This is a genomic window from Aquabacterium parvum, from assembly GCF_001447195.1.
In the GTDB taxonomy this organism is placed as follows: Bacteria; Pseudomonadota; Gammaproteobacteria; order Burkholderiales; family Burkholderiaceae_C; genus Aquabacterium; species Aquabacterium parvum.
In genome coordinates this window covers 1-26,232 of record NZ_LFRI01000341.1, presented here as the reverse complement: position 1 = coordinate 26,232, position 26,232 = coordinate 1, and the positions used below count along the sequence as shown (strand labels likewise).

General features: G+C 66.4%; 20 protein-coding genes, 3 tRNA genes and 1 pseudogene. 13 read left to right on the top strand and 11 right to left on the bottom strand.

The annotated features are described in order from the left end of the window. Positions 1–5: 5 nt before the first annotated feature. Positions 6–1,190 (bottom strand): hypothetical protein, encoded by a 1,185-nt coding sequence (locus ABG80_RS11605; RefSeq protein ID WP_058087812.1) that lies wholly within the window; start codon positions 1,188–1,190, stop codon positions 6–8. A 101-nt stretch (positions 1,191–1,291) separates the two neighbouring features. Between ABG80_RS11605 and ABG80_RS11600 the strand changes: the two genes are divergently transcribed. Beyond that, positions 1,292–1,368, top strand: a tRNA-Pro gene (locus tag ABG80_RS11600). Positions 1,369–1,570: 202 nt separating this feature from the next. Here ABG80_RS11600 and ABG80_RS11595 read toward each other — a convergent pair. The 3 genes and pseudogenes from ABG80_RS11595 to ABG80_RS11585 all read right to left on the bottom strand — a co-directional run. Continuing rightward, positions 1,571–2,179: pseudogene (locus ABG80_RS11595) on the bottom strand (alpha/beta fold hydrolase); the annotation flags it as partial. Between the two features lie 196 nt (positions 2,180–2,375). After that, entirely contained in the window at positions 2,376–2,795 is a 420-nt protein-coding gene (gene cueR / locus ABG80_RS11590; protein ID WP_058087810.1) for a Cu(I)-responsive transcriptional regulator, read from the bottom strand. After that, on the bottom strand, positions 2,795–3,001 hold the full coding sequence (locus ABG80_RS11585; RefSeq protein WP_058087809.1) for a heavy-metal-associated domain-containing protein: 207 nt from the start codon (positions 2,999–3,001) through the stop codon (positions 2,795–2,797). Before ABG80_RS11585 ends, cueR begins: the two co-directional genes overlap by 1 nt. A gap of 213 nt (positions 3,002–3,214) precedes the next feature. On the opposite strand from ABG80_RS11585, the gene ABG80_RS11580 reads away from it, so the two are divergent. The 3 genes from ABG80_RS11580 (at position 3,215) to ABG80_RS11570 (ending at position 6,418) form a co-directional block, all read left to right on the top strand. Continuing rightward, complete coding sequence (locus tag ABG80_RS11580; protein WP_058087808.1) at positions 3,215–5,593, top strand: heavy metal translocating P-type ATPase; 2,379 nt, start codon at positions 3,215–3,217, stop codon at positions 5,591–5,593. 15 nt (positions 5,594–5,608) lie between these two features. Continuing rightward, positions 5,609–5,685 (top strand) — tRNA-Arg (locus ABG80_RS11575). A gap of 28 nt (positions 5,686–5,713) precedes the next feature. Beyond that, complete coding sequence (locus ABG80_RS11570; protein ID WP_058087807.1) at positions 5,714–6,418, top strand: hypothetical protein; 705 nt, start codon at positions 5,714–5,716, stop codon at positions 6,416–6,418. Here ABG80_RS11570 and ABG80_RS11565 read toward each other — a convergent pair whose 3' ends face one another. Next, entirely contained in the window at positions 6,419–7,189 is a 771-nt protein-coding gene (locus tag ABG80_RS11565) for an oxepin-CoA hydrolase, alternative type (protein ID WP_058087806.1), read from the bottom strand. A 205-nt stretch (positions 7,190–7,394) separates the two neighbouring features. Between ABG80_RS11565 and ABG80_RS11560 the strand changes: the two genes are divergently transcribed. After that, positions 7,395–9,134 carry a type IV pilus assembly protein FimV gene (locus tag ABG80_RS11560; protein WP_058087805.1) on the top strand — a complete coding sequence of 580 codons (1,740 nt, stop codon included), beginning with the start codon at positions 7,395–7,397 and terminating at the stop codon, positions 9,132–9,134. A gap of 15 nt (positions 9,135–9,149) precedes the next feature. On the opposite strand, the gene ABG80_RS11555 is transcribed toward ABG80_RS11560, so the two are convergent. The 4 genes from ABG80_RS11555 to lptF are packed head-to-tail and all read right to left on the bottom strand — an operon-like array spanning position 9,150 to position 12,884. Continuing rightward, the gene (locus ABG80_RS11555) at positions 9,150–10,127 is read right to left on the bottom strand and encodes a CysB family HTH-type transcriptional regulator (RefSeq protein ID WP_058087804.1); all 978 of its coding nucleotides are present in this window, start codon (positions 10,125–10,127) and stop codon (positions 9,150–9,152) included. Between the two features lie 26 nt (positions 10,128–10,153). After that, entirely contained in the window at positions 10,154–10,579 is a 426-nt protein-coding gene (locus ABG80_RS11550) for a sirohydrochlorin chelatase (RefSeq protein WP_058087803.1), read from the bottom strand. A gap of 20 nt (positions 10,580–10,599) precedes the next feature. Then, on the bottom strand, positions 10,600–11,766 hold the full coding sequence (lptG, locus tag ABG80_RS11545; protein ID WP_058087802.1) for an LPS export ABC transporter permease LptG: 1,167 nt from the start codon (positions 11,764–11,766) through the stop codon (positions 10,600–10,602). Continuing rightward, entirely contained in the window at positions 11,763–12,884 is a 1,122-nt protein-coding gene (gene lptF, locus ABG80_RS11540) for an LPS export ABC transporter permease LptF (RefSeq protein ID WP_058087801.1), read from the bottom strand. Before lptF ends, lptG begins: the two co-directional genes overlap by 4 nt. A 41-nt stretch (positions 12,885–12,925) precedes the next feature. On the opposite strand from lptF, the gene ABG80_RS11535 reads away from it, so the two are divergent. The 6 genes from ABG80_RS11535 to ABG80_RS11510 all read left to right on the top strand — a co-directional run bounded on the left by ABG80_RS11535 (position 12,926) and on the right by ABG80_RS11510 (position 18,312). Then, the gene (locus ABG80_RS11535) at positions 12,926–14,545 is read left to right on the top strand and encodes a leucyl aminopeptidase (RefSeq protein WP_058088147.1); all 1,620 of its coding nucleotides are present in this window, start codon (positions 12,926–12,928) and stop codon (positions 14,543–14,545) included. A 33-nt stretch (positions 14,546–14,578) separates the two neighbouring features. After that, the gene (locus tag ABG80_RS11530) at positions 14,579–15,019 is read left to right on the top strand and encodes a DNA polymerase III subunit chi (protein ID WP_058087800.1); all 441 of its coding nucleotides are present in this window, start codon (positions 14,579–14,581) and stop codon (positions 15,017–15,019) included. After that, positions 15,019–15,543, top strand: coding sequence for a hypothetical protein (locus ABG80_RS11525; protein ID WP_058087799.1), 525 nt, complete (start codon positions 15,019–15,021; stop codon positions 15,541–15,543). Before ABG80_RS11530 ends, ABG80_RS11525 begins: the two co-directional genes overlap by 1 nt. 55 nt (positions 15,544–15,598) lie before the next feature. Beyond that, a complete protein-coding gene (locus ABG80_RS11520; RefSeq protein WP_058087798.1) occupies positions 15,599–16,744 on the top strand; it encodes a branched-chain amino acid ABC transporter substrate-binding protein in 1,146 nt (381 codons plus the stop codon). 30 nt (positions 16,745–16,774) lie between these two features. Then, a tRNA-Ser gene (locus ABG80_RS11515) sits at positions 16,775–16,865 on the top strand. Between the two features lie 127 nt (positions 16,866–16,992). After that, positions 16,993–18,312: an alkaline phosphatase PhoX gene (locus ABG80_RS11510; RefSeq protein WP_083506084.1), complete on the top strand. Its 1,320-nt coding sequence runs from the start codon at positions 16,993–16,995 to the stop codon at positions 18,310–18,312. Between the two features lie 69 nt (positions 18,313–18,381). Here ABG80_RS11510 and ABG80_RS11505 read toward each other — a convergent pair whose 3' ends face one another. Continuing rightward, positions 18,382–20,238 carry a TolC family outer membrane protein gene (locus ABG80_RS11505; protein WP_083506036.1) on the bottom strand — a complete coding sequence of 619 codons (1,857 nt, stop codon included), beginning with the start codon at positions 20,236–20,238 and terminating at the stop codon, positions 18,382–18,384. A gap of 189 nt (positions 20,239–20,427) precedes the next feature. On the opposite strand from ABG80_RS11505, the gene ABG80_RS11500 reads away from it, so the two are divergent. Then, on the top strand, positions 20,428–21,126 hold the full coding sequence (locus ABG80_RS11500) for a transglutaminase-like cysteine peptidase (RefSeq protein WP_235513833.1): 699 nt from the start codon (positions 20,428–20,430) through the stop codon (positions 21,124–21,126). 24 nt (positions 21,127–21,150) lie between these two features. Next, the gene (locus ABG80_RS11495; protein ID WP_058087796.1) at positions 21,151–23,070 is read left to right on the top strand and encodes a bifunctional diguanylate cyclase/phosphodiesterase; all 1,920 of its coding nucleotides are present in this window, start codon (positions 21,151–21,153) and stop codon (positions 23,068–23,070) included. Positions 23,071–23,214: 144 nt separating this feature from the next. Here the strand turns inward: ABG80_RS11495 and ABG80_RS11490 are convergent. Next, on the bottom strand, positions 23,215–26,232 hold a 3,018-nt coding region (locus ABG80_RS11490), incomplete at its 5' end, for a tandem-95 repeat protein (RefSeq protein ID WP_152987601.1).

The window sequence follows — 26,232 nt, the reverse complement described above, 5'->3', positions numbered from 1 at the left end:
CGCTTTCAACGCCCCGTGATCGCCTGCACCATCTGCTCGATCACGCGCATCTGCAGGCCATTGCGCGTCAGGTGGCGCGTGCGCTCTGCGCCATCGAGGTAGCCCCACCAGTCCCAGCAACCGTTGGGGTTGGGTTGGTACCAGGCGGTGTCGACCACCTTGTTGATGGCGCCGCTGCTGCAGCTCTCCGAAACCGGTGTGGCGCCCTGGTCGATGGCCGGGAACAGGACGATCTGCTTGTGCGCCTCCGCCCAGTTCACATAGCCGGCCGTCAGCGCGAATTCGCGAACCTGCTGCTTGCAGCCGTGAAAGGCGATGTGCAGCCCGCAGCGAGCGCCTGCCTGCTGGCATGACGGCGGCACGTGCACATAGCCGGTCGTGGCCAGGTCCAATCGCTGTCGGCGTTCGCTGCGCGTGGGGTAGAAGAAAAACGCCAGCGCATCTGGTGCGATGTACTCGCCAGAGCGGGTCACCGCGGCAATGAACGGGCGCTGATCGAAGGGCTGGATATCGGCGGCACTCACCTCGTCGCGCCGTTGTGTCGCGTCCTGTTGGACCTCGGGAAGGAGGGCCTTGAACAGGTCTCTCGCGTTGTCTTCCTGCCCGCACTGGCGCACGTAGCTGCGGTCTTTGGGTGAGGCCTCGCATCGGTCGGTGCCGCCAGGCGAGACGATGCCGTGGCCTGCGTGGTTGCTGCCGTCGGCTTTGTTGCCCGTGTCCACCACTGGGGGTGTGCCCACGAACGAGGCCAGGAAGCTCGCACTGGCCTGACCCGTGCCGGCGACCACCGTGGCATCCAGCGGGCTGTGAAAGACGAAGCCGCGCGACAAGGTTTTGGGCCGGCCATTGACCAGCGGGTCGATGGCGCCGCTGCGTGCCAGATCCTGCGCCATGGGCAGGGCGCTTGGCAGGGGCTGGCGGCCGCACATGCAGTCGTTGATGGCCGTGCTCACGAAGCCCCGAGCGCAGCCCCAGCTCGGGCCAGCGATGGCGGCCACCCCTTTGACGCTCGCCGAATGTGCCACGGCGTACTGCAACGCCATCGCTGCGCCCGAGGAAATGCCTGAAACCGTGACCTGATCGATCAGCGCGCCCCTTGGCAGTGGGCGCGACGGTTGAGCCTGGCCCGTGTGGCTTGCTGCGAGCAGCGTGCACAGCAAAGCAAGCCGGCGCAGGTTGATGGTGCGCATGCCAAATTCCTCCCGCATGATCCTGTCGTTGCGAAAATCAATGTTCTTGCAACGCTCGTGTGCCGACCATCCCTAGCATGCGGCTACAATGCTGTCTTGTTCGGGGCGTAGCGCAGCCTGGTAGCGCATCTGCTTTGGGAGCAGAGGGTCGTGAGTTCGAATCCCACCGCCCCGACCAATTCATCTTGAGGAAAGCGCCTTCCTGGCTTTGGCCGGCAGGCGCCTTTTTTCTTGGTCGTTGCGGCGCAAAGCCACGCTGAGACCCCTCAAGCAGCCATGCCCTGACCGCGCCCCACCTGCGCCTGCAGGAACGGCACCAACGCCTGGGCCACACCTTGCGGGTCATCTGCGAACGGGAAATGCCCGCTCTCGGGCAGCACCACCACTTTGGCACCCGGGAAAGTCTCCTGCTGCTGATGCGCGTATCGCACGGGCAGGTAGGGGTCTGCCGCCCCCCAGATCACCAGCGTGGGCGGTTTGATCGGCAACAGCAGCTTCTCCAGCATCCGGCTGCGGCCATCGAGGTCGCCTGTGGCGCGGTAAAGCTTGAGGATGGCACGCTTGGTGCCCCAGTCCATGTCCTGGTACATGCGACGCGTGAAGGCCAGCGGCAGGCCCTTGGGGCAACCGTGCTGGATGGCCCATCGGAAGCCTGCTTCGTTGGTCAGCAGCTGCTGCAGCTCACCGAGGATGGGGGTGCGCCAGATGCGCGCCATGTAATGCCAGCGGTAGCCCTTGAGCACACCCGTGTTGATGAGCGTGAGGCTGGCCACGCCAAGCGGGTTCATGGCGGCCCACATCAGGCCCCAGGGGCCACCGAAGTCGTGCAACACCAGGTGAGCGCGCACCACGCCCAGTTGCTTGAGCGCCTCGGTCAGGAACGCCGTGCCGCCTTCGACCGAATACGGGTAGTTCGCCGGCTTGTCGGCCTGGCCGAAGCCCGGCATGTCGAGCGCGATCACGCGGGCCACGGGCGATGTCACCTGCATCAGCTCGCGCCAGTCTTCGCCGGAGCCGGGGTTGCCATGCACGAACACCACGGCTTCGGTGGCCTTCAGGTCAGCGCCGCCTTGCAGCACGCGGGTTCTGATGCCGCAGGCGCTCAGGGTCGAGGTCTGCAGGGGCCAGCCTGGCTGTGTCGGAAGGGGCATGTCGTCCTCGTTGTGGTGTGAAGCCTGAGCGACATCATGCACAGCTTCGGCCCAGGTCGTCCAGGATCGGGCAGGCTGGGCGATCGTTGCCGTGGCATTCAGACGCCAGCCTCACCAGCGTGCGTTTCATGGACTCCATTTCATCGATGCGTTGCTGCAGGGCTTCGATGTGGCTGAGCGCGAGCTTCTTGACGGTGGCACTGGCGCGGCGGCGATTGCGCCAGAGGTCCAGCAGCTGCGCGATGTCGGCCATGCCGAAGCCCAGGTCGCGCGCGCGCCGGATGAAATGCAGCGTGTGCAGGGCATCCTCGTCGTAGAGGCGGTAGCCGCTGTCGGTTCGTGGAGCAGGTGGCAGCAACCCCAGCCCCTCGTAATGCCGGATCATTTTTGGCGACACGCCGGTCTGCCTTGCGGCATCTCCAATGTGCAGCAAGCTGCCACGCGATGCGCCCATCAGGACAGCACCTCGTAGCCTTCATCCGTGATGGCCTGAACGAGTGTCTCGTGGGGCAGGGTGGTGCGCGCCTGCACTCGGCCGCTGGCCAGGTCCACCTGCACCTCGGCCTGAGGGTCTTGTTCCTGGATGGCGCGGGTCACGCCTTTGACGCAATGCTGGCAGCTCATGCCTTTGACCTGAAGTTCGTGTTGAACGGTGTTCATGTGATGGAGCCTTTCTGTGTTGCACCCGATGTGATGTGCCTGTCGGGCCAGGACGGGTGAGCTCAGGATAAACCTTGACACGGTGTCAAGGTCAAGGTCCAGGAGACAAACAGGCCATGTTCGCGGCTTGGTGAACGACTGCTTGACCTTGACATGGTGTCAAGGTCGAGACTGGCATCATCGCGTTCGAAACGCCTTTTGGCCTGCTGCCCCATGCTCACACCCGAATCCAGCTCAGCGACCCGACCTGCCGCCACCAGCGCACGCACCCAACTGGCCGTGCGCGGCATGACCTGTGCCGCCTGCGTCGGACGTGTCGAGCGCGCCTTGCGCAAGGTGTCCGGGGTGGCCGATGCGCAGGTCAACTTTGCCACCGAGACCGCATCCGTGAGCTGGGCCAGTGAGGTCGCTTCAGCCGAGGGCCTGACCGCTTTGCTGGCTGCGGTCGAGCGTGCGGGTTACCTGGCCCAGTGGCTGGCTCCCGACGAGGCCCCTCCTGAGCCGGTCGAGTCCGCCTGGTCGGTTTGGGGGCCGGTCGCCCTGGGAGCGCTGGCCAGCTTGCCGCTGATGCTGCCCATGCTGTGGGGTAACCATCATTTCTGGCCCGCATGGGTGCAGTTCGCCCTGGCCACGCCGGTGCAGTTCATCCTTGGCGCGCGCTTCTTCAAGGCGGGCTGGGCGGCGCTCAAGGCCGGCAGCGGCAACATGGACCAACTCGTGGCCCTGGGGACCCTGGCGGCCTGGGGACTGTCGGTGTGGCTTTGGTGGCGGCACGATGGGCACGGTGGCGGGCATGCCCCGGCGCTTTACTTCGAGTCATCTGCGGTGGTGATCACCCTGGTGCTGCTGGGCAAGGCGCTGGAGGCGCGGGCTCGCCGCCAGACCACCCAGGCCATTCGCGCTTTGCAAGCCCTCAGGCCAGAGACGGTTTGTCGCGTGGGGCCTGAAGGCGAGGTCGAGGTCCCTCTGGCACAGGTGCTGGTGGACGACGTGCTGGTGATCAGACCCGGAGAGCGCGTGCCGACCGACGGGGTGGTCACCGAAGGTCACAGCCACGTCGATGAATCATTGCTGACGGGTGAGCCGCTGCCGCAGTCCCGAGGGCCGGGAGAGCGACTCAGCGGCGGTGCCATCAACGCGGAAGGTCGGCTGGTGATGAAGGTCACGGCCGTGGGGGGGCAGACCATGCTGTCGGCCATCATTCGCCGCGTGGTCGAGGCTCAGGCAGGCAAAGCGCCCATCCAGCGCCTGGTCGATCGGGTGTCGGCGGTGTTCGTGCCGGTGGTGGCGTTCATCGCCGTGATGGCCGGCGCCTGGGCTTGGTGGAGTGGGTTGGGCGGAGAGGTGGCGCTGATCCGGGCGGTGTCGGTGCTGGTCATCGCGTGTCCGTGTGCGCTGGGCCTGGCCACGCCGGCAGCGATCATGGCGGGCACGGGTGTGGCGGCGCGCCATGGCGTGCTCATTCAGGACCCGCAGGCCCTGGAGACCACCCACCGCGTGCAGGTCGTGGCCTTTGACAAGACGGGTACGCTCACGGTTGGCCAGCCGCGCGTGGTGGCATGGGAAGTGGCCTCTGCAAGTGGCACAACTGCGCTGGCACGCGATCAGGCCTTGGCCGTGGCGGCCGCCCTGCAAAGCGGCAGTGAGCATCCCTTGGCACGCGCGGTGTTACAGGCCGCGGCCGGCCTGTCGGGCATTCCTCGCATGGGCCAACTCACCGCTCACGCGGGGCGGGGGATCGAAGGCACCCTGGCGGCTCCATCGGCAGCGGGAGCTCGCCCAGCGCCGCTCGCATCAGGTCAGGAGCGAGTTGCCACCCCCATGGGGCAAGCCAGCGACACGCCCGATGACGCCTGGCGGCTGGGCAGCCAGCGCTGGGTGAGTGAGCTCATCCCGGGTGGTGTCGACCCCGATTTGCAGGCGTTGGCCGCCACATGGGCCCGCCAGGGGCGAACCGTGTCCTGGCTCATGCGCAGGGCTGGCGATGGCTGGCAGGCCATGGCTGCCTTCAGCTTCGGTGATGAGCCCAAGCCCGAGGCCCGCGAGGCCGTGGCCCGCTTGCAGGCCATGGGCGTGCGCACGGTGATGATCTCGGGCGACAACCGTGGTGCGGCCGAGGCTGTGGCGACCGCGCTGGGCATCAGCGAGGTCATCGCCGAGGTGTTGCCTGGCGACAAGGCCGATCACGTCCATCGCTTGCAACAAGGCGAGGGCGGCAAGCGGCGCATCGTCGCCATGGTGGGCGATGGCATCAACGACGCGCCCGCACTGGCCGCCGCCGACGTGGGCATGGCCATGGCCAACCCGCAAGGCGGCACGGACGTTGCCATGCAGGCCGCTGGCGTGACCCTGATGCGCGGCGATCCGCGCCTGGTGGCCTCGGCCATCGAGGTCTCGCGACGCACCACCACCAAGATCTGGCAGAACCTGGTGTGGGCCTTTGGCTACAACGTCATCGGCATCCCGCTGGCGGCCATGGGCGAGCTCAGCCCCATGGTGGCGGGTGCGGCCATGGCCATGAGCAGCGTCAGCGTGGTGCTCAACGCCCTGTGGCTGTCGCGCTGGCGGCCCCGAAATGGGGCGATGGCGTAAACTCGACGGTCACGACTGCCTGTAGCTCAACTGGATAGAGCAGCTGCCTTCTAAGCAGCAGGTCGGGGGTTCGAGTCCCTCCAGGCAGGCCAGGTATCGCCGATACTGCATGCACGCCTCATGCTGAGCGAGGCACGTCAGGAAGGGCAAGAAATCCGCATGTTCGACGCGATCAAGCGCATGATCGGCTCCACCTCGGCAGGGGACGCCACAGACGAGGGGCAGGTGCTTTCGGCCTGGGCAAAGGCCGAAGGGCACACGTTCAAGCGTGTCAAGGCCAAGACCGGCACGGGCTTCGTCGTCGAAGCGCCGGAGGGCTGGCGTGTGGAGTGGGGTGCCTCTCAGCGCAGCTACATCGCTGGCAAGGAGCTTCGCTTTCGTTGCGACACAGGCGTGGCTTCCGACGTTCAACTGATCATGCTCAGCCGGGCCTTGTCGCTGGTGCTGGAGACCGATGTTTTCAGCCGGTTCACCAACGCCATGCAGACCCAGATCGACAACACCCTGCCCGACGAGATGCGCTGGCTGGCCATGCACCCGCGCGTGCCCTTGAACGATCACGCGGCCCTGGCGCGTCGCCTGGTGGTGTTCAGCAATGCCGAAGCCGTGGCCCGCCGCTGGCTGGACGATTCGGTGCTGTTGCCCCTCGAAGAGGCGGCCGGCAACTGGTGGACGGACACCCTGGTGATGGTGCTGACCATCAACCGTGGCATGCTGACCTTGCGCATGTCCGGAGACAAGCTGCAGCCCCTGCAGCTCAAGCTGGTCGGCGAGCTCTACCGTGTGCTGGCCATGCGTTTGAAGGCCGTGGCCCTGGGCGACTGATCAACCCCGGTTGCGCCGCTGCAGGAAGGCTTCGATGGCTTGGCCTGCTTCAGGCTGGCTGAGGTTGGCCAGGAAGCGCTGCTTTTCTGCTTCGAGGTGCGCGCGCAGTGGCTGGTCGGCCTCGTTGACCAGTTCCTTGAGGCTGGCGAGCACGGTTTGAGGCCTCTCGGCCAGTCGGGCAGCCAGGGTCAGGGCGGTCTCCAGCGACTGGCCGTTGGTGCAGACGGTGTGCACCAGTCCGGCTTCGTGCCAGTCGTGAGCGGATTGGCTGTCGCCCAGCCAGAGCAAGGCCAGCGCACGTTGCCGACCCAGCGCGCGGCGCAGGTGCCAGCTGGCCCCGCCGTCCGACGAGAGGCCAACTTGGCTGTAAGCCATCACGAAGCGTGCGTTGTCTGCTGCCACCAGCAGGTCGCAGGCCAGTGCCAGCGACACCCCACCGCCAGCGGCCACGCCCTCGACGGCTGCAATCACGGGCTTTGGAAAGCTGTGCAGCGCTTCAATCCACTGATGGAAAGCGTCGAGGTTGCGTTCCTGCGCGGCCATGTCATGCACACGTTGGTGGGCCAGCCGCTGCAGGTCTCCACCGCCACAAAAATGCCCGTTGGCGCCGGTGAGCACCACCGCGCGCACATCCGGATGGGTTTCGGCCATGTTCAGGGTTTCCACGCCCGCAGCGTAAACCTGGGGTGACAAGGCGTTGCGGGTGGCGGGGCCATGCAGGCGCAGCACGAGGGTGTTGCCGTGGCGCTCGGTCTGGAGTTCGGTGGTCATGCGGGGGTTTGGCGCGGGCGAGACAAAGGCGTCAATTCGGAGGATGGACGCCACGGCCTGCGTGCTAGAGTCATCTCGAACCCCCATCATGCACCGAATGAACTCATCTAGACGGCTCCTGACTGCAGTCTTGACGCTGACCGTTGGTTGGGCATGGTCGTCTTCCGCTTGGTCCCTGGGGTTGGGCCGACCTGAGAGTCAGGCTGTGCTGGGCGACACCTTGCGTGTCGTCGTGCCCTTGCGCCTGGAAGTCGGCGAGTCCGTCGCGCAAGAGTGCGTGTCCGCCGAGGTGTTCTTTGGTGATGACCGTGTTGCCCCGGGTGCGGTGTCGGTGGCGTTGGAGCCGGCTGAAACCGTGACCGCCGGCATGGGCGCGCGCCTGGTGTTGCGCACCACTGCCTTGATCAATGAGCCGGTGGTCCACGTCCAGTTGAGCGCTGGCTGTCAGGCTCGCATCACGCGCAAGTTCGTGGCCTTGGCCGATCCGCCTGGCCTGCGTTCGGCCCAGGTCAGCCCCGTTGCAGAACCGATGGCTGGCGACGCCGAGGTGATCAAATCCCCCGTGGCCGAAGGCCAGCCCAGGTCGACTTCGCCTGCGCGCAAGGCTGCCCGAGTCGCCTTGAACGCTGATGCGGGTGTGGGCGCACAGCGCTCGCCCGCGGTTTCGCCACGCCGGGCTCAGCGCGCTCAACCCGCAGCAGAGTCCCCGCGCCTGGCGCTCGACCCGGTTGACGCGGACGCCTTGGTTCAGCCCAGCCTGCGCTCGTCCGGGCAGATGGCATCCCCGATCGAAGGCGAACAAGCCGGTGCCGACGTGCAGGCCCGTCGCGAGGCTGCGACCGCGCTGTGGCGTGCGCTCAACGCCACGCCCGAGGCCATGTTGCGACAACAGCGGCACGTCGAAGAACTTGAGCAGCGTTTGCAGGGCCTGCAGCGTGCCGGCGAGCAGACCCAGCAAAGCGTGGCTGCGCTGCAGGCGCGCATGCAGGCGCTTGAAAAGAAGCCTGTGAGGTCGAGCTGGAGTTGGCCTGCCGTGCTGGCTCTTTTGGCTGGGGCAGGTCTGGCTGCATGGCTCTTGCACGGCTGGGGCGTTCGCCGTGGGCTCCAGCAGGCGGCCGCCTGGTGGAGCCCAGAGACCGGACAGCCTCCTCTCAACCTGCCTGAAAGCGAAGACACGCACAGCAGGCCACACCTGGACGACGTCGAGGACAAGAGCGACGACCTGCTGGGGCCGATCCCTGAGCCGCAGGAGGATGAGCGACTGCCATCGCCCCCCGCTGCGAGCCATCGATTCCCAGCGTCACCGGTGTTCGACGCGCCGGCGCCTCGGCCGCCTTTGATGTCGCCGGAGCCCCTCAAGGCCGTGTCCGTTGAGGAGCTGATCGACCTGGAGCAGCAAGCCGAGTTCTTCATCGTGCTGGGGCAGGACGAAGCCGCCATCGAGCTGCTGGAAGCTCACCTGGGCGGCCACACACAGGAGATCCCGTGGCCCTTCCTCAAACTCTTGGAGATCTACCGTCGCCTGGGTCGCCGAGACGATTACGAGCGAGTCCAGGAGCGTTTCAACGCCCACTTCAACGGCCGGGCTCCGACCTGGGCCTCCGACATGGAGCAGGGGCGCAGCCTTGTGGACTACCCCGGCGTGGTCGAGCGTCTGCAGGCACTTTGGGGTGAACCCACGCGTTCGATGGACGTGCTCGAGATGTCCCTGGTGCACCTGGGCCCCGAGGCCGATGCATTCGACCTGCCTGCCTACCGCGAGCTGCTGTTCCTTTACGCCGTGGCGCGTGACCTGTCAGACCGCGCCGAGCGCAGGCGACCCTCCTCGACCGAAATCGCGCCGCTGACGGCCACCCAGCCCGTGCGCTCGACCAACCTGGATGTGCCGGCGGTGGAGCCGCTGTCGGTTGACCTCGACCTCGACCGGCTGGACGACAAGTCCTGAGCGACGCGTGCCCGATCAGAGCCCGTGGTCCTGGCTCATCTCGGAGGCCGGGCCCGTGGGCGACTGCATCGCCTGCAGGATGAGTGCGCGGCTCAGGCGGTCTGAAATCAACTCGGCAAAAGCCAGCACGAACTGCCGCAGGTAAGCGCCGCGCTTGAAGGCCAGCCGGGCCATGTTGGGCCCGAACAGGTGGCCCACCGGGCGCCAGACCAGGTCGCTGCCAGGCGCCGACATGGTCGGGTCGTCCTTGACCGCCATCTCTGCCACCAGCCCGATGCCCAGGCCCAGGCGCGTGTAGGTCTTGATGACGTCGGCGTCGATGGCTTCGAGCACGACGTTGGGCGTCAGCCCCCGCTGCAGGAAGGCCTGGTCGATGCGCTTGCGGCCCGTGAACGATGGGTGGTAGGAGATCAATGGCTCGGCTGCCAATTGCTCCAGCGTCAGGCGAGGCACCGAGGCCAGCGGGTGCGAAGGCGGCATGACCACGACGTGCTGCCACTCGTAGCACGGCAAGGTGACCAGGTCCGGGAAGTCACTGAGCGATTCCGTGGCCAGTCCGATGTCGGCGACCTCGTCGAGCACCATGCGCGCCACTTGCTCGGGCGTGCCCTGGTGCAGGCTCACGGCCACCTTCGGGTACTTGCGGCGCAACTGGGCCACCGGCTCGGGCAGCACGTAGCGCGCCTGCGTGTGCGTGGTCGCGATCGACAGCGTGCCGGCGTCCTGCATGGCGTATTCCTCGCCGATGCGCTTGAGGTTGCCCAGCTCGCGCAGGATCACGTCAACGGACTTGAGAACCTCCAGCCCCGGCTCGGTGATGCGTTTGAGCCGTTTGCCATGGCGCACGAAGATGTCCACGCCCAGCTCTTCCTCGAGCTCCATGATGGCTTTGGAGATGCCCGGCTGCGAGGTGTGCAGGGCCTTGGCTGTTTCGGTGAGGTTGAGGTTGCGGCGTGCGGCCTCGTGGACGAAGCGGAACTGGTGCAGGTTCATGCGGGCTCCGGTGGGTGCTCTTGGCTTCAGCCCTGAGGCGGTCTTGGCGAGGCGGACCCTGCGAGGGCCCAGGCGGCATCGGCCATGCCCTGGATGAGGATGTCGGTTTCACCCACGGCAGGACACAGGTGCCAGCTCACCTGTGGGTGGCGCTCAGCCAGCTCAGCCATGAGTCTGGGCAGGTCCTTGCGGACGTGGCCGCCAGCACCGAGGAACAGGGGCACCACCGAGACGTCTGTGCAGCCGCGTGCGGCCAGGTCATCGCCCGCTGCGGCGATGTCGGGCGTCATGAATTCCAGGAACGCCAGCGTCACCTCTGGCGGCATGTTGTTCGACTGGCTGGACGAGGCTGGTGCGCGTGCACGCAGCCGCTGAGCCACGGCTTCGAAGGGCAGGGCCCAGTTCGGGTCACGCGCCCCGTGGGCGAACAGCAAGATGCCAGTGCGGGACATGGGGGCGGGTTCCGTTGAGGTCATTGTCGGCGCACCAGCCAGGCGAACACGCTCATGGACAGCAGCGTGTAGAGCAGGCTGGGCGCCATCGCGGCCAGCCAGGGCTGCCAGTTCTGCAACTGGCCCAGGTGGCTGGCGATGTGGTTGACGAGGACGAAGCTGATGCCCAGCATGATGCCGCCGAAGATCTTCAGGCTCATGCCGCCGCTGCGCGCGTGCAGGTAGGCGAAAGGCAGGGCCAGTGCGATCATCACGAAGCAGACGAAGGGGTAGACCGATTTTTTCCAGAACTGCATTTCGTAGCGCTGGGCGGCCTGGGCGTTGAGGTCAAGGTGGCGGGTGTAGCGCCACAGCGCCAGCACCGACATGCTCTCCGGCGGCAGCACCGATGCCGTCACCACCACGGGGGTCAGGCTGCTGGCCCATTCCATGTGGTCCTGCTTGCGCTCGTCGATCACCTTGGTGCCGGCCAGGGCCGCTTCTTGTGTGAGCCGCTCGTGCGACAGCCAGCGCGTGTCGACCACGTCCGTGAGTTGCCAGACCGAGCCATCGTCCACGCCCGGCGCCGGGTTGGGGGTCACGCGGGCCGAGTTGGCCGAAAGCCGACGCTTGAGTTGACCGTTGGCGTCGAACTCGAAGATGCGCACCTGGCCGAACTCGCCCTCGCTGATGGCGCTGCCCACGTTGACGGTGAAGGTGTGCGTGCCTTGGCCTGGCACCTCGCGCTTTTCACGCAGCCAGGTGCCGGCGCGGCCCAGCGTGACCTGCTGATCGGTGCTGAAGGCTGCGCGTTGGCGCGTGAGTTGCTGCTCGGCCATGGGCACCAGCCAGTTGCCGATGGCAGCCACCAACAAGGCGGCCATCAACCCCAACATGGCCAGCAGCCTCAAGGCGCGGGCCGGACTCAGGCCGCCGGTGCGCAAGATGGTGAACTCCGAGGTCTGCGCCATGCGCGCCAGCGCCAGGATGCCGCCGATCAGCACGGCGATGGGCATCAGGTCATGCACGTGTCGCACCAGCATCAGCAGGCAGGTGATCACGGCGTCCAGCAGGGTGTAGCCGTTTTGCCCGATGTCTTCCGAGGCCTCGACGAAGTCGATGAAAAAGGCCAGGCCGGAGAAGGCCAGTGCCACCAGCATCGTGCGCCAGGCCACCGCACGGAAAATGAGTCGGCGAACGGTTTTCATGCCTTGACCTCGCCTGAGCTCGCAGAAGCCGGTCGGGGTGTCGCTTGGCCCCGTCGCATCGACCAGCCGCCATCGCGCCACCCAATCACCGCCAGGCTCAACAGCGTGAGCGTGCCGTGCACCATCAGCAGCGCCGTGACGGCGTCCATGCGTTGGCGGGCCACCCAGTTCTGGCTCAGGCTGAGCAGGTTGAAATAGACCACGAAGACCAGCAGGGCGTAGACCAGGTTCCAGTTGCTGTTGCGGCGTGTGTTGCCTGCCGCCAGACTCAAGCCGGCCAGCACCATGTTGAAGGCCGCCCAGATCAGGCCCACGCGCCAGACCATCTCGCCCTGCGCCTTGGGGTGGCTGAGCAGGGCCAGCGCGGGGGTGGACATCGAGCGCAGGTCGGGGCTCACGTCGGGCGGGGTGATTTTCTCGCCCACGCGGATGCGGGCGGTTTCGAAGCGGGACAAGGCTTTTTCGCCCGTGGCGAGGTCGGTCTGGGTGCGCTCACCCTGGTTGAGCACCAGGAAGCGTTGCCCGTCCACCACCTCGATCTGGCCCTGGCGAGCGGTGACCACCGACTCCTGATCGCCGTCCGTGGTCACCATGAAGACGTTGCGCCCAGAGGTCAGTCCGTCGCTGTGGCTGTCGATGAAAAACACGCGTTTGCCATCGGCCGAGACCTGGAACTGGCCCGGTGCCACCCGGGCCATGTCGGAGCGCTGCTCGTAGCGCACCTTGAGGATTTGCGTCTGGCTTTGTGCCCAGGGGCGCGCCACCAGCGAGGCCGCAGCCACCAGCAGCAGCACCGGCCAGGCCATGCGCAACAGCGGCTTGAGGAAATGGAACTGCCGCGCGCCGCTGGCTTGCCAGACCACCATTTCGCTGTCGCGCCAGATGCGGCTGAGCGTGGCCACCACCGACACGAACAGCGCCAGCGCCAGCACGATGGGCAACTGCCCGATGATGGTGTAGCTCAGCACCAGGCCCACGTCGGTGGGCGCGAGGTTGCCTTTGGTGGCCTGGCTGAGGATGCGGATGAGCACCATGGTCAGCAACACGGTCAGCAGCACGACCAGCGTGCCACTGAAGCTGCGCCAGAGCTCTCGGCGGATGGAGGAATCGAATAACATCGGATGGATCGATCAACCCGCGCATTATGGACTTGCACCGCATGGACTACCGTTCTTCCGTCGCCCAGGGTTCGGCCCTCTCCCAAGTCAACGCCGATGCGCTGCTGCTGGTGCTCACGCCCGAGCACAGCCAGGCGGCCGATCCGGTGCTCGACGCCCTGATCCAGGACGCCGTCAAGGCCGATGACCTGGCGCTCAAGGCCGGTCGCGCCTTGTACCTGCACCGCCCGCGTGGCGTGCAGGCCGCCCGCCTGGTGCTGACGGTGGCAGCCGACGCCAAGGCCAAATCGTTCAAGTCCGCCGTGGCCAAGGGCCTGGCGTTGCTCAAGGACGGCGGATCGGGCCATGTGGCCATCGCTGCAGCCGAGGGCCTGACGCTCGATGCCGACCACGCCCGATGTGCCGCGCTGACCGTGGCCGATGCCACCTACGTTTTCCGCCTGACCAAACCCAGTGCCCCCAAGGCCGGCGCGCTGAAAAAAGTCACCCTGCTGAGCCCGGCCGAGCAGGCCGCCGCCGTCAAGGCAGGCATCCAGCAAGGCCAGGGCATTGCCGAGGGCGTGACCCTGGCGCGCGAGCTGGGCAACCGCCCGGCCAACCACTGCACCCCCTCCGACCTGGCCACCGAGGCCCGCCGCCTGGCCAAGGCCAGCAAGCTGATCAAGGCCGAGGTGATGGAGCGCCCGGCGCTCGAAAAGCTGGGCATGGGCTCGTTCCTGTCGGTCACCAATGGCTCGGCCCAACCGCCCAATTTCATCGTGCTGCGCTACCAGGGTGCGGCCGCCAGCCAGGCCCCCATCGTGTTGGTGGGCAAGGGCATCACGTTCGACACCGGTGGCATCTCGCTCAAGCCCGGCGCGGGCATGGACGAGATGAAGTTCGACATGGGCGGTGCGGCCAGCGTGCTGGGCACCTTCCAGAGCCTGGCATTGCTGGCCCCCAAGGTCAACGTGGTCGGCCTGATCCCCACCTGCGAGAACATGCCCAGCGGCACGGCCACCAAGCCAGGCGACGTGGTCACCAGCATGTCGGGCCAGACCATCGAGATCCTCAACACCGACGCCGAGGGCCGCCTGATCCTTTGCGATGCACTGACCTACGCCGAGCGCTTCAAGCCGGCGGTGGTGGTCGACATCGCCACGCTGACCGGCGCCTGCGTGATCGCCCTGGGCCACCTGCACAGCGGTCTGTTCTCCAAGGACGATGAGCTCGCCGACGCGCTGCTGAAGGCGGGTCAGTCGGCGCAAGACACCGCCTGGCGCATGCCCCTGGACGACGAGTACGGCGAAGGCCTCAAGAGCAACTTTGCCGACCTGGCCAACGTGGGTGGCCGCGAAGGTGGCTCGATCACGGCGGCCTGGTTCCTCGGCAAGTTCACCCAGGCGTATCGCTGGGCCCACCTCGACATCGCCGGCACGGCTTGGAAGTCCGGTGGCGCCAAGGGAGGCACGGGCCGCCCGGTGGGCCTGCTGACCCAGTTCCTGCTGGATCAGGCTGCCGCAGGCAAGGACGCCCTGGCGCCGCGTTCGACCAAGCACGAGAAGGCGGCCAAGGCAGCGAAAACCGTGAAGGCCGTGGCGCCTGCGAAGGTGAACAAGCCTGCCGGCAAGGTTGCCGCCAAACCTGCCGCAAAGCCCGCTTCCAAAGCGGCCAAGGCCTGATCGGCCGAGCGACGACGATGCCAGGGCAGTTCCATGCGCAGGGTTGAGTTTCACCACGGCATCGGCAACAAGCTGGCCTACGCCTGTCGCTTGCTTCGCAAGGCGCACCGGGCTGGGGCCAAGGTCGCTGTGACCGGCGACCTTGCCACGCTGCAGGCCCTCGACCGCGAGCTCTGGACCTTCGACGACCAGGAGTTCCTGCCCCACGTGCTGGCGGCTGGCACACCTTTGCCCGAGCGCCTGAATGCCACCCCCATCTGGCTCTCGCCCGATGTGTCCTCGGCGCCGGGTGAGCGCAGCATCCTGGTCAACGTCGGGCGTGATCTGCCCGACGGCATGGATCGCTTCGAGCGCGTGTTCGACCTGGTCTCCTGCGAGCCCGACGACCGCCAGGAAGGTCGCCAGCGCTGGAAGGCCTATGCTGCCAAGGGCTGGGATGTCCAGCCCCACGAAGTCAAGGACGAGGCACGCTGATGAACGGCATTTCCCGCCCGCATCCCGCGCAGGTGCCCACCCTGACGGAAATCATCGATGTGCAGGGGCAGGCGAGCGCCCAGCCGTCGGTCAACCCGCCAGCCAGCGCCCCACCTGCGGTGGCCCCCGCGAAGCCTTGGACCGCGGCCTCCCCGGTCGCCAGCGCCAGGCCGCCGGTGCCGCTCGACGCCTTGCCGGTGCTGGGTGAGGTGGTGACTTCCTCCGCTGCTGAGCCGCTGCCGCAGGCGCAGCCACGGCCAACGACCCAACCGGCGTCGGCCCCGCCCCCGCCGGATGCACCTACCGCGGTCTCCGAGGCACAACTGGCGCACCGCGTGTTGTCCGATGTGCAAAAGCAGATCGACAGCATGCTGGAGTTCCGCTTGAAAGAGGCGATGGCGCCTTTGCTCGCCCGTCACACCGAAGCCATCGCACGCGACCTGCGCGATGAGCTCAACCGAACCCTCAAGGATGTGGTGGCACGCTCCGTGGCTCAGGAGCTGGCCAAGCTCCGCCAACGCTGATGGCCGCTGCATCCCGCGCACCGATCCAACCCAACAAACCGTCAACGAGGTCCTGATGAAATTGCGTCCGATCCCGTCTTCTCTGCTGGCTGTCGCCGGCCTCATCCTTGCCGGCCTGCCACTCTCGCAGGCCCAGGCGCAGACCGTGGTGCGCATTGGCCACGTCGGCCCGGTGTCGGGCCCGCAGGCCCACTACGGGCGTGACAACGAAAACGGCGCTCGCATGGCCGTGGCCGAGCTGAACTCGCAAGGCCTCAGCATCGGCGGCAAGAAGGTCAAGTTCGAGCTGGTTGCCGAAGACGACGCTGCCGACCCCAAGCAGGGCACCGCAGCCGCGCAAAAGTTGTGCGACGCCAAGGTCAACGGCGTGGTCGGGCACCTGAACTCGGGCACCACCATCCCGGCGTCCAAGGTCTACAACCAGTGCGGCCTGCCCATGATCTCGCCCTCGGCCACCAACCCCGAGCTGACGCAACTGGGCTACAAAAACGTCTTCCGCCTGCTGGCAAACGACAACGAGCTGGGTGCTGGCCTGGCCCGCCATGCGCAGCAGGTGCTCAAGCTCAAGAAGGTCGCGATCATCGATGACCGCACGGCCTACGGTAAAGGCGTGGCCGAGGTGTTCGCGCGAACCGCGCAGCAGCTGGGCATGGAAGTGGTCAGCCAGCAATACACCAACGACAAGGCCGTGGACTTCATGTCCATCCTCACCGCCATCAAGAACAAGAAGCCTGACGGCATCTTCTTCGGTGGCATGGACCCGCAGGCTGGCCCCATGCTGCGCCAGATGCAGCAGTTGGGCCTGACCAAGGCCTACCTGTTCGGTGGCGACGGCATCTGCACCGACCAGCTGGTCAAGCTCTCCAGCGGTGCTCGCACGCTGGGCAACGTGGTGTGCGCCGTGGGTGGCGCTTCGCTGGACAAGCTGCCTCAGGGCAAGGCCTGGCGCGACAAGTACGAAGCCATGTTCCCCAAGCAGTACCAGGTCTACTCGCCCTACACCTATGACGCCACCATGGTGCTGGTGGACGCCATGAAGCGCGCCAACTCCACCGACCCGAAGGTCTACGGCCCCAAGATCGCCGAGGCGGCTTACGCGGGCGTGACGGCCAAGGTGTCGTTCGAGCCCAACGGCGAACTCAAGAACCCGGCCATGACGCTCTACACCTACAAGGATGGCAAGAAGGTCTCGGTCAACTGACGAAACCTGGGCTATACTTGCGGGCTTCACGGAGAGGTGGATGAGCGGTTTAAGTCGCACGCCTGGAAAGCGTGTGTGGGTTAATAGCCCACCGCGGGTTCGAATCCCGCCCTCTCCGCCAAGATGACAGAAAACGAGAAACCCGATTGGTGAAAACCGGTCGGGTTTTTTCATGGGCGCCGTCACCAGTGGGTACGATGCTGGAGACGGCCCGCCCGGTTGCTTGGGCGGCCTCGGGAGTCTTCACCATGCCTTCGTCGCGTCCTGAAACCGCTTTGCCCACTGAACCTGCAGCACGTCGCGAATTCCTGCGCAAGCTGTTCTGGTCTGCTGGCGGGCTGGCAGCTTCGGGCCTGTCGTGGCCCGGACTGCCACAGGCTGCAGCAGGTTCTGGAAAGCCCCCAACTGAGCGTGCCGCCCCGTCCGCACCAGGTTTCGACTTCTCGACCCTGGGGCCTTTGCGCGAGCCCGATGCCCTGGGCCTGGCCATGCCCACGGGGTTCTCTGCCCGCATCGTGGCGGTGTCCGGTGAGCGTCCGACACCAGGCGCCTCCATCTGGCACACCTACCCGGACGGCGGCGCCACCTTCGCCGCGCCAGATGGCGGCTGGGTCTACGCGAACAACAGCGAGGTGCCTGCAGGCGCAGGCGGCGTGAGCGCCTTGCGCTTTGACCGCCATGGCCAAGTCGTGGGGGCGCAGCGCATCCTCGACGGCACGAGCACCAACTGCGCAGGTGGTGCGACCCCCTGGGGCACCTGGCTGTCGGCAGAGGAGACCAGCCTGGGGCGCGTCTGGGAATGCCTGCCGTTCGGCTCAGCCTCGCAGGCCCAGGTCAGGCCGGCGCTTGGCACCTTCAAGCACGAGGCGGTGGCCGTGGACCCTTTGCACCGCACCTTGTACCTGACCGAGGACGAAGGGCAGGGGCGCTTTTACCGCTTTGTGTGCAGCGAGTCGGACTGGCCTGCTTCCGCCACCAGGCCGGCATTGAAGTCGGGGCGCTTGCAGGTGCTGCAGATCGACGGGGTGCCGGCCAACCAACTGCCGCCCGATGAGATGAATTTGGCGCAACCCCGCCACGTGAGCTGGGTGGACGTGAGCAGCCCGAGCCTGCCCCAAGGCATCGTGCGCAGCGTGCTGGGCAGCAGGGCGCCGGGAACCGTTTTCCGCGGTGGCGAAGGCCTGTGGTACTTCAACGGCATCGTCTACTTCTCGACCAAGGGCGACAACCGCATCTGGGCCTTCGAGCCCGCCACACAGCGCTTGCAGGTCATCTACGACTTCGCCACCGCGAGCGCGGCCGACCGCGTGCTCTCGGGTGTCGACAACCTGACCGTCAGTCGCCGTGGTGACGTGCTGGTGGCCGAAGACGGCGGCAACATGGAGTTGTGCGTGATCCTGCCCGATCGCAGCGTGAAGGTGCTGTTGCGCCTGCATGGCCAGGACGAGTCCGAGATCACCGGGCCGGCTTTCTCGCCCGATGGGTCGCGGCTTTACTTCAACTCGCAGCGCGGTGGCCGGCACGGCGCTGGTTCGGGCATCACCTACGAGGTCAGGTTGCCCGCTTGAGGCGCACGTCGGCTGGTCATGAAAAAGGGCACCCGAGGGTGCCCTTCGTTTTGCCTGCAAGGCAAGGCGTCAACGGTTGCTCTCCTTGACGATGACCCAACGGCCTTCCTGCATGCGCCAGGTCAGGGTCTTGGGGCCCTTGTCCTTGTAGTTGCTCGAGGTGTAGGCCTGCTCGAAGCTGGTCACCACGTCGCTGCCTTGCGGGCTGGCCTTGATCGAGTCGATCTTCAGCGAGATCGGGCCGGGCTTGCCGACCAACTTGCGGCGGTTGGCTTCCCATTGGGCGCGGGTGCCCTTGGCGGTGAAGTCCTTGCTGTAGAAGCCCAGGTAGGTTTCGATGTCCTTGGCAGACCAGGCGGCGGCCCAGTCGGTCAGGCGCTGTGCCACGGTCTGCACGGCTTCGGCGTTGGCGACGACGGGCTTGGGCTCTTCGGCTGCTGGCTTGATGGCCGTGACACCCACCTGCGTGCCCAGCTTGCGTGCGCGAGCGTCGAGTTCGTCGCGCGTGGTCGAGGCGGCAGCCACCGAGGTCACGGGGCAGCGCTGGGCTGCGTCGTCGGAGGCTTGCCAGTCTTTGACGAGGTCGCCCTGGTTGTCGTCGCTGGGGCGCAGGCCCAGGGTGGACAGCAGGGTGTTGCGCGCGGCGTGCGTGCGCACCTGAGCCAGCAGCAGGTCGTGCTCGGCGTTGGCGTAGGCGCGCTTGGCGGTGTAGAGCTCGTTCTCGGCGTTGAGCAGGTCCAGCAGGCTGCGCTGGCCGATGTCGAACTGCTGGCGGTAGGCGTCGCGGGCCTTCTCGATGGCCAGCACGTTGCGGTCGAGCGCGGCCAGCTGGGTGCGGGCGCGGGCGATGTCGTTGTAGGCGATGCCGATGGTCTGGCGCACGTCGCGGCAGGCCTTGTCACGCTGGTCGGCGGCCTGGTTGATCAGGTCGGCGAACTGCTTGGTTCGGGCCTGGTCGGAGCCGCCGTTGTAGAGGTTCCAGTTCAGCAGGATCTGGGCCGAGGTGGCGCTCTTGCGGTCGATCAGGCCGTCGAAGTTGTTGCCCAGGCCGCTGCGCAGGCGAGCTTCGACACGTGGCTGGAAGGGGCTGTCCTTGGTTTTGGCTTCGGACTCGACGGCGCGCAGGTTCTCGACGGCGGCGCTGACGCTGGCGTTGCGGGCCAGGGCCTGGCTGATGACCTGGGTGTTGTCGCCGGCCAGGCTGCCATCGATGCGGGGCAGGGCGGCCAGGCCGTTGGCCGGTGCTTCGCCAACGACGCGCAGGTAGCGCGAGGCGACGTCGTGCAGGTTGGCGTTTTCGGTGGTCAGGTTGGAGTCGGCCAGGGCCAGGCGGGCGTTGGCTTGCTCGGTGTCGACGCCGCGGCCGACGCCGGCCTTGAACTTGGACTGCAGCTGGTCGAACACGTATTTGTGCTGCACGTAGTTGTCTTCGGCCAGGCCCACGAGCTTGCGAAAGCGCAGTACGTCGATGTAGGCGCGAGCGGCTTCGAGGGCAGTGTCTTCGCTGGCTGCCAGGAACTCGAAGTAGCGGACCTTGCGGGCGTGGCCCAGGCGGTCGACCTCGTTGGCGGTGAATCGGCCGTCCCAGAGCACCTGGTTGGCGGTCAGGGCCAGGCCGCTGCGGCTGAAGCTGCGCGATTCGGGGTTGCGCTGGTCGACCTTGTCGCGGTCGCGGCCGATGTCGGCAGACAGGTCAACCGTGGGCAGGTAACCACCCTTGGCCACGTCCACCTCCTTGGAGGCCGCGCGCAAGGCGTTCAGGCGGGCGGTCACGTCGGGGTTGGAGTCGATGGCCTTCTGGACCGCCCCAGCCAGGCCGGTGGCGGCAGCTGTGGGTTGGGCCTGGGCCAGGGCTGCCTGGGCGGTGAATGTCAGGGCGGCCAGGGCCAGGGCATGAAGTCCGGACTTCAGGGCTTTGTTCGTCACGCTGAACCTCGTCGTGTGGGGCGTTGGCAGGGCAGCAAGCCCTGTAACGGAGGGTTAATCGGCTGATTTTGGCATCAATGAAGGGGCTTCCGTCTTCTGAAAACGCCTGTGTTCACGGGGGAGTGGCGCCGATGTCGCAATCTGGGATTTCCCGGTCAAGTCCGGGCGGGCCTTCGCCGATAAGCTGAGGTGGTCCAAGAAGCCCGATTTCTCGCTTTCAGCTCGCCTGCTCGCCTGGCCGCCTGGTCGGGGTGGTGGCTGCGTGCCGCCGCCCTCTTGGCGGTGCTGGGTTGGGGGCTGAGTCCGGCCTGGGATGCGCCCCGCGTCATGCAGGCGGCCCAGCGCCAGGGAGGCAACACGCCGCAACGTGCCCAGGTGCTGGTGCAACTCATCGGCGAGGTCGCCGCCCAGGACGAAGAAAGTCGCCTGCGGGCGGTCAACGGTTTTTTCAACCGTTCGGTGCAGTACCGCGACGACCGTGAAATCTGGGGACAGGTCGATTACTGGGCCTCGCCCCTGGAATCCTTGGCGCGAGGGCAGGCCGACTGCGAGGATTACGCCATCGCCAAGTATTTCTCCTTGCTTGCCTCGGGCGTGCCAGGTGTGAAGATGCGACTGGTTTACGTGCGGGCGCAGCTGGCCGGCAGCATCCAGGCGCACATGGTGCTGGCTTATTACCCGCAGCCCGACGCCGAGCCCCTGATCCTGGACAACCTGATCACGGACATCCGCCCAGCTTCGAGGCGCCCGGATCTGGCCCCTGTTTTCAGCTTCAACGCGGAAGGTTTGTGGCAAGGTGTGACGGGAGCCAGTGCGGGAGACCCCGTGGCCCGGCTGTCTCGTTGGCGCGAGGTGCTGGCCAAGGCGAAAGCCGAGGGGTGGTGGTGACGCCGCCACGAAAGAGATGACAACATGTCCTTGATTCGACAAATCTGGTTGCTGTTGCTGACGACGCTGTTGATGGCTTTCATCGGCAGCTTCGTGGTCTGGATGGTTTCGTCCCGGGGTTACCTGGAGACGCAGCTGCGCCTGAAGAATGCCGACAACGCCCAGTCTTTGGCCCTGAACCTGTCGCAACAGCGCGGCGATCGCACCGGCATGGAGTTGACCGTGGCGGCCATGTTCGACACGGGCTTTTATCAGCGCATCACGCTCAAGGACGCGGCGGGGCGCGAGCTGTTTGACCACCAGGCTGACCCGGCGGCCGCGCGCGAGCAGGCGCCGGCCTGGTTTGTGCGCCTGGTGCCGGTGGAATCTGTGGCCGGCATTGCGCAGGTATCGGATGGCTGGCGTGCGGTGGGATCGGTTGAGGTGGTCAGTCACTCGGCGTTTGCCCATGCGCAGCTTTGGCAGGGCTCGCTCAAGACCGCTGGCTGGCTGGCTGCGCTCGGTGCGCTGTCTTGTCTGGTGGCCACCTTCGGGGTCAATGGCATCCGCCGGCCGCTGGAGGCCACGGTGAGCCAGGCCCAGGCCCTGATGGAGCGCCGGTTTGTCACGGTCGAAGAGCCTCGCGTGCCTGAGCTGGCTCGCTTGAGCCAGGCCATGAACGCGGTGGTGATGCGGCTCAAGTCGGTGTTCGACGAGCAGTCGCAACAAGTCGAGCAGCTGCGTCAGCAGGCCCATTGCGATCCGCTGACAGGCTTGTCCCAGCGGCGGCATTTCATGGCCCAGTTGAGCGCGGCCCTCACTCGCGAGGAAGGCTCCGGCCTGGGCGTCATCCACCTGGTGCGGGTGATCGACCTGGCTGGCGTCAACCGTTTGCTTGGCCACCGCCAGACGGACGTGCTGTTGCAAAGGCTGGCGGAGGTGTTGCGCGAAGTCTCCGTTGGGGTGTCTGGTGCGGCCATCGGGCGGCTCAATGGCGGCGACTTCGCCATTTGTCTGGTGGGTGGCGAGGTGCCTCTGCCTGAGCCCCAGCATTACGCCGATGCCTTGCGCAGGGCCTTTTCCGAGCAGGGCGTGGCCGCGACGGTGGTGATCGGCGGCACGCCATGGCGCCGCGGGGATGCCTTGCAGGCCGTGCTGGCTTCTGCCGACTCGGCGCTGGCCCTGGCGGAGAGCCGAGGTGCTTTCTCGGTTGAAATGGCTGACAGCCATGGCGCCGAAGCGGTGGTGCTGGGTGAGGACGAATGGCGCCGTCGCATCGACGAGGCGCTCAGGCAAGGGCGGGTGCAACTGGTCAAGTACCCGGTGGTGGACCGCCAGCTCAGGCTGGTGCACCACGAGTGCCCGATGCGCTTGCAACTCGAGCCGGGCGGCGCTTTCGAGTCGGCCGCCAATTGGCTCCCGATGGCGATGCGCACGGGCTTGATCTCGCGCATCGATGAGGTGGCTGTGGCCCAGGCGCTGGACCAGATCCTCGACGACCTGCAGCCGCGCGGCGTGAACCTGTCACCTGCCTCGCTGATGGACAGCGGATTTGTGCCGAGGTTGCGTGCGCGCATCTCCGCGCGGCCGCAAGCGGCGCGTCTGTTGTGGCTGGAGGTGGCCGAGATCGCGGCGGTGGAGCGTTTCGAGCTGGTGCGCGAGCTGTGCAAGCAGCTGCGTCCGCTGGGCGTGCGCATCGGCCTGGAGCACGCGGGCGAGCGCCTGACGCGCATCGATTCTCTGTTCGAGGCCGGGCTGGACTACGTCAAGCTGGATGCGTCGGTGGTGCAGGGCGTGGCCACCGAGCCGGCTCGCGCGGCCTTTGTGTCGGGCACCGTCAACATGCTGCATGGCCTGGGCCTGCAGGTGTATGCGGAAGGCGTGAGCGATCCGGCCGATTTGCTGGCGCTGCGCCAGGGTGGCATGGACGGTGTCACGGGGCCAGCGGTGCGCATGCCGACCTGACGGGCGGTGATCCAGGGCGGCCTGCCTTGCCGCGCTAGTTGGCCTGGCCGTCGCGCAAACAAAAAAACACCGCCATGAAGGCGGTGTTTTGCTTTGGGCTGCTGGCGGGCCGCGTGGCTTGCACCGGGGCCGAAGCCCCTTGGCTCAACCCTGGTCCACCAGCAGCTTGCCCCGCTGCATCAGCTCGTTGATGATCTGGTGATCGCTGGCCTGGGCATCGAGGCCCAGCGAGGCACGCAGGTCGACGTTGGACAGCGTGATGCGCTGATCTTCGGCGCCCGAGTCACTGGCCGTGTCGGTGAACGCGCCGGTGGTGCTGATGCGGATGTGGGTGCTGCCCGGTGTGGAGGTGGTGTCGAAGTCCAGGTACTGCAGCAGGTTGTCGTGGGTCTCGCCTTGCAGCAAGTCGCGCAGGTCCAGCACGTCGCCGTTGTTCGAGGCTGCGGCCGTGTTGAAGTCGGTGATGACATCGACAGCAGGTTGCCCCTTGGCGCCGGCGTCGCCCAGGTGCCAGGCGAACACGTCGGAGCCATCGCCGCCAGTGAGGCGGTCGTCGCCTTTGCCGCCCAACAGGATGTCCTGGCCGCCGCCGCCCGAGAGGGTGTCGTTGCCGGCCATGCCATCGATGTGGTCGTTGCCGGTGGTGCCGGTGAGTGTGTTGGCGCTGTTGGTGCCTTCGATGTGGTTGTAGCCGTCCATCGCGATGTTCAGCTCGCCGGTGACGCGGTCACCATCGCCGTCGACCAGCGTGTAGGTGACCTTCTGGGTGCGTGTTTCGCCCGGATCGAGCTGGTCGCGTGTGGCGCGGTTGACCTCGAAGGTGTAGCTGCCATCGGACTTGCCCACGAAGGTGCCGTAGGGGCTGCTCACGGTGTCCCAGATCACCTGGCTGATGCCGTCGGCGCTGACGTCCGATGTGTCGAGCTTGCCTTGCACGGTGGGCAAGGCGTCGGCCGACACGATGCTGCCGTAGATGCCAAAGGTGTTGGAGGCTTGCTCGTTGGTGTAGATGGTGTTGACGAGTTGGCCGCTGGCGTCCTGGAAGCCGAGCAGGTTGATCTTGTACTGCGTGCCGTCCACCGTGACCGTGGCGGTCTGCGATTGCAGGGTGATGATGTCGGCCGATGCGGCGGCGTCGTTGGAGTTGGCGGTCTCGGTGTGGGTGAGCTTGGTCTTGAAGGTCACCGTGGTCGCGACGCCATTGATGTTGACCACCAGGGACATGTTGATGTCGGTGCCCGTCAGGGTCGACGAGTTGCTGTAGATGCCGTAGTTGCTGTGGGTGAAGTCGGCCAGCTTGAAGACCTGGCTGGCTTCGACCACGGTGCCGCTGGATGAGGACAGCGTGCTGTTGTCGACCAGGTCGTAGCCCGATTGCTGGCCGGTGGTCACACCAGAGCCCCAGCGCAGGCGGTCGATGCCGGCGTCGGCGTCGGTGTTGGTGCGGCTGACGGTGCTTGTGCCGTTCGCGTAGGTGTCGTTGGCGAAGCTGACCTGCAGGCCCTGCACTCGGATGACGTCATGCTGGACCGCGACGTGCTCGGTGCTGGTGGTGGTGTTCGGCACGTCGTCGAGCACGTTGACGTTCAGCGAGGTCGATGCGGTGCTGGTGCCGTCGCCCACCTTGACGCCGAACGACAGGGTGGAGGTGTTGGCGCCGCTCGCGGTGGGGTGGTCGATCGATTGCGACAGGGTCACCTTGTACTGGCCCTGGTCGTCGATGGCGACACGGACCACTTCCTTGCCGCCGGCAGAGCCGACCAGGGGCGAGCCTGCACTGCCACCGCTCCAGGTGATCGCAACGCCTTTGGATGTCCAGTTGCCTGCGGGGGCGCTGAGCTGGATGTCGAAGCGCGTGGAGTCGACGTCGGAGATGGCCAGCTTGCCCGTGGTGCTGGTGCCGGCGGTGGCCGAAATCAGGTTGGCTTCGTCGATGGAGGCGGAGCCTGCTGCGCTGATGATGGGGGCGTCGTTGACCGGCGTGACGCCGATGTTGACGGTGGAGGTGGCGGTACCACCCTTGCCGTCGGAAACGGTGACGGTGAACGAATCAGAGCCGTTGTAGTCCTTGGACGGGGTGTAAGTCCAGGTGCCGTCGGCGTTGACGACAACGGTGCCGTGAGCTGGGTTGCTGCCCTTGGCGAAGGTCAGCGCATCGCCGTCAGCATCCTTGGCCTTGACAGTGCCGGACACAGGGGTGTCCTCAGGCGTGGTGGCCTTGTAGTTGCCGGTGACGGGGTCGTAGTTGGGGTTGCTCGGATCGTCGAACTTGGGTGGGTCGTTGACCGGCGTGACACCGATGTTGACGGTGGAGGTGGCGGTGCCACCCTTGCCGTCACTGACGGTGATGGTGAACGAATCAGAGCCGTTGTAGTCCTTGGACGGGGTGTAAGTCCAGGTGCCGTCGGCGTTGACGACAACGGTGCCGTGAGCTGGATTGCTGCCCTTGGCGAAGGTCAGCGCATCGCCGTCAGCATCCTTGGCCTTGACAGCGCCGGACACAGGGGTGTCCTCAGGCGTGGTGGCCTTGTAGTTGCCGGTGACCGGGTCGTAGTTGGGGTTCGACGGATCGTCGAACTTGGGTGGATCGTTGACCGGTGTGACACCGATGTTGACGGTGGAGGTGGCGGTGCCACCCTTGCCATCACTGACGGTGATGGTGAACGAGTCCGAGCCGTTGTAGTCCTTGGACGGGGTGTAAGTCCAGGTGCCGTCGGCGTTGACGACAACGGTGCCGTGAGCTGGGTTGCTGCCCTTGGCGAAGGTCAGCGCATCGCCGTCAGCATCCTTGGCCTTGACAGTGCCGGACACAGGGGTGTCTTCAGGCGTGGTGGCCTTGTAGTTGCCGGTGACCGGGTCGTAGTTCGGGTTGCTCGGGTCGTCGAACTTCGGGGGGTCGTTGACCGGTGTGACACCGATAAAAACCGTGGAGGTGGCGGTGCCGCCCTTGCCGTCGGAAACGGTGATGGTGAACGAGTCCGAGCCGTTGTAGTCCTTGGACGGGGTGTAAGTCCAGGTGCCGTCGGCGTTGACGACAACGGTGCCGTGAGCTGGGTTGCTGCCCTTGGCGAAGGTCAGCGCATCGCCGTCAGCATCCTTGGCCTTGACAGTGCCGGACACAGGGGTGTCCTCAGGCGTGGTGGCCTTGTAGTTGCCGGTGAC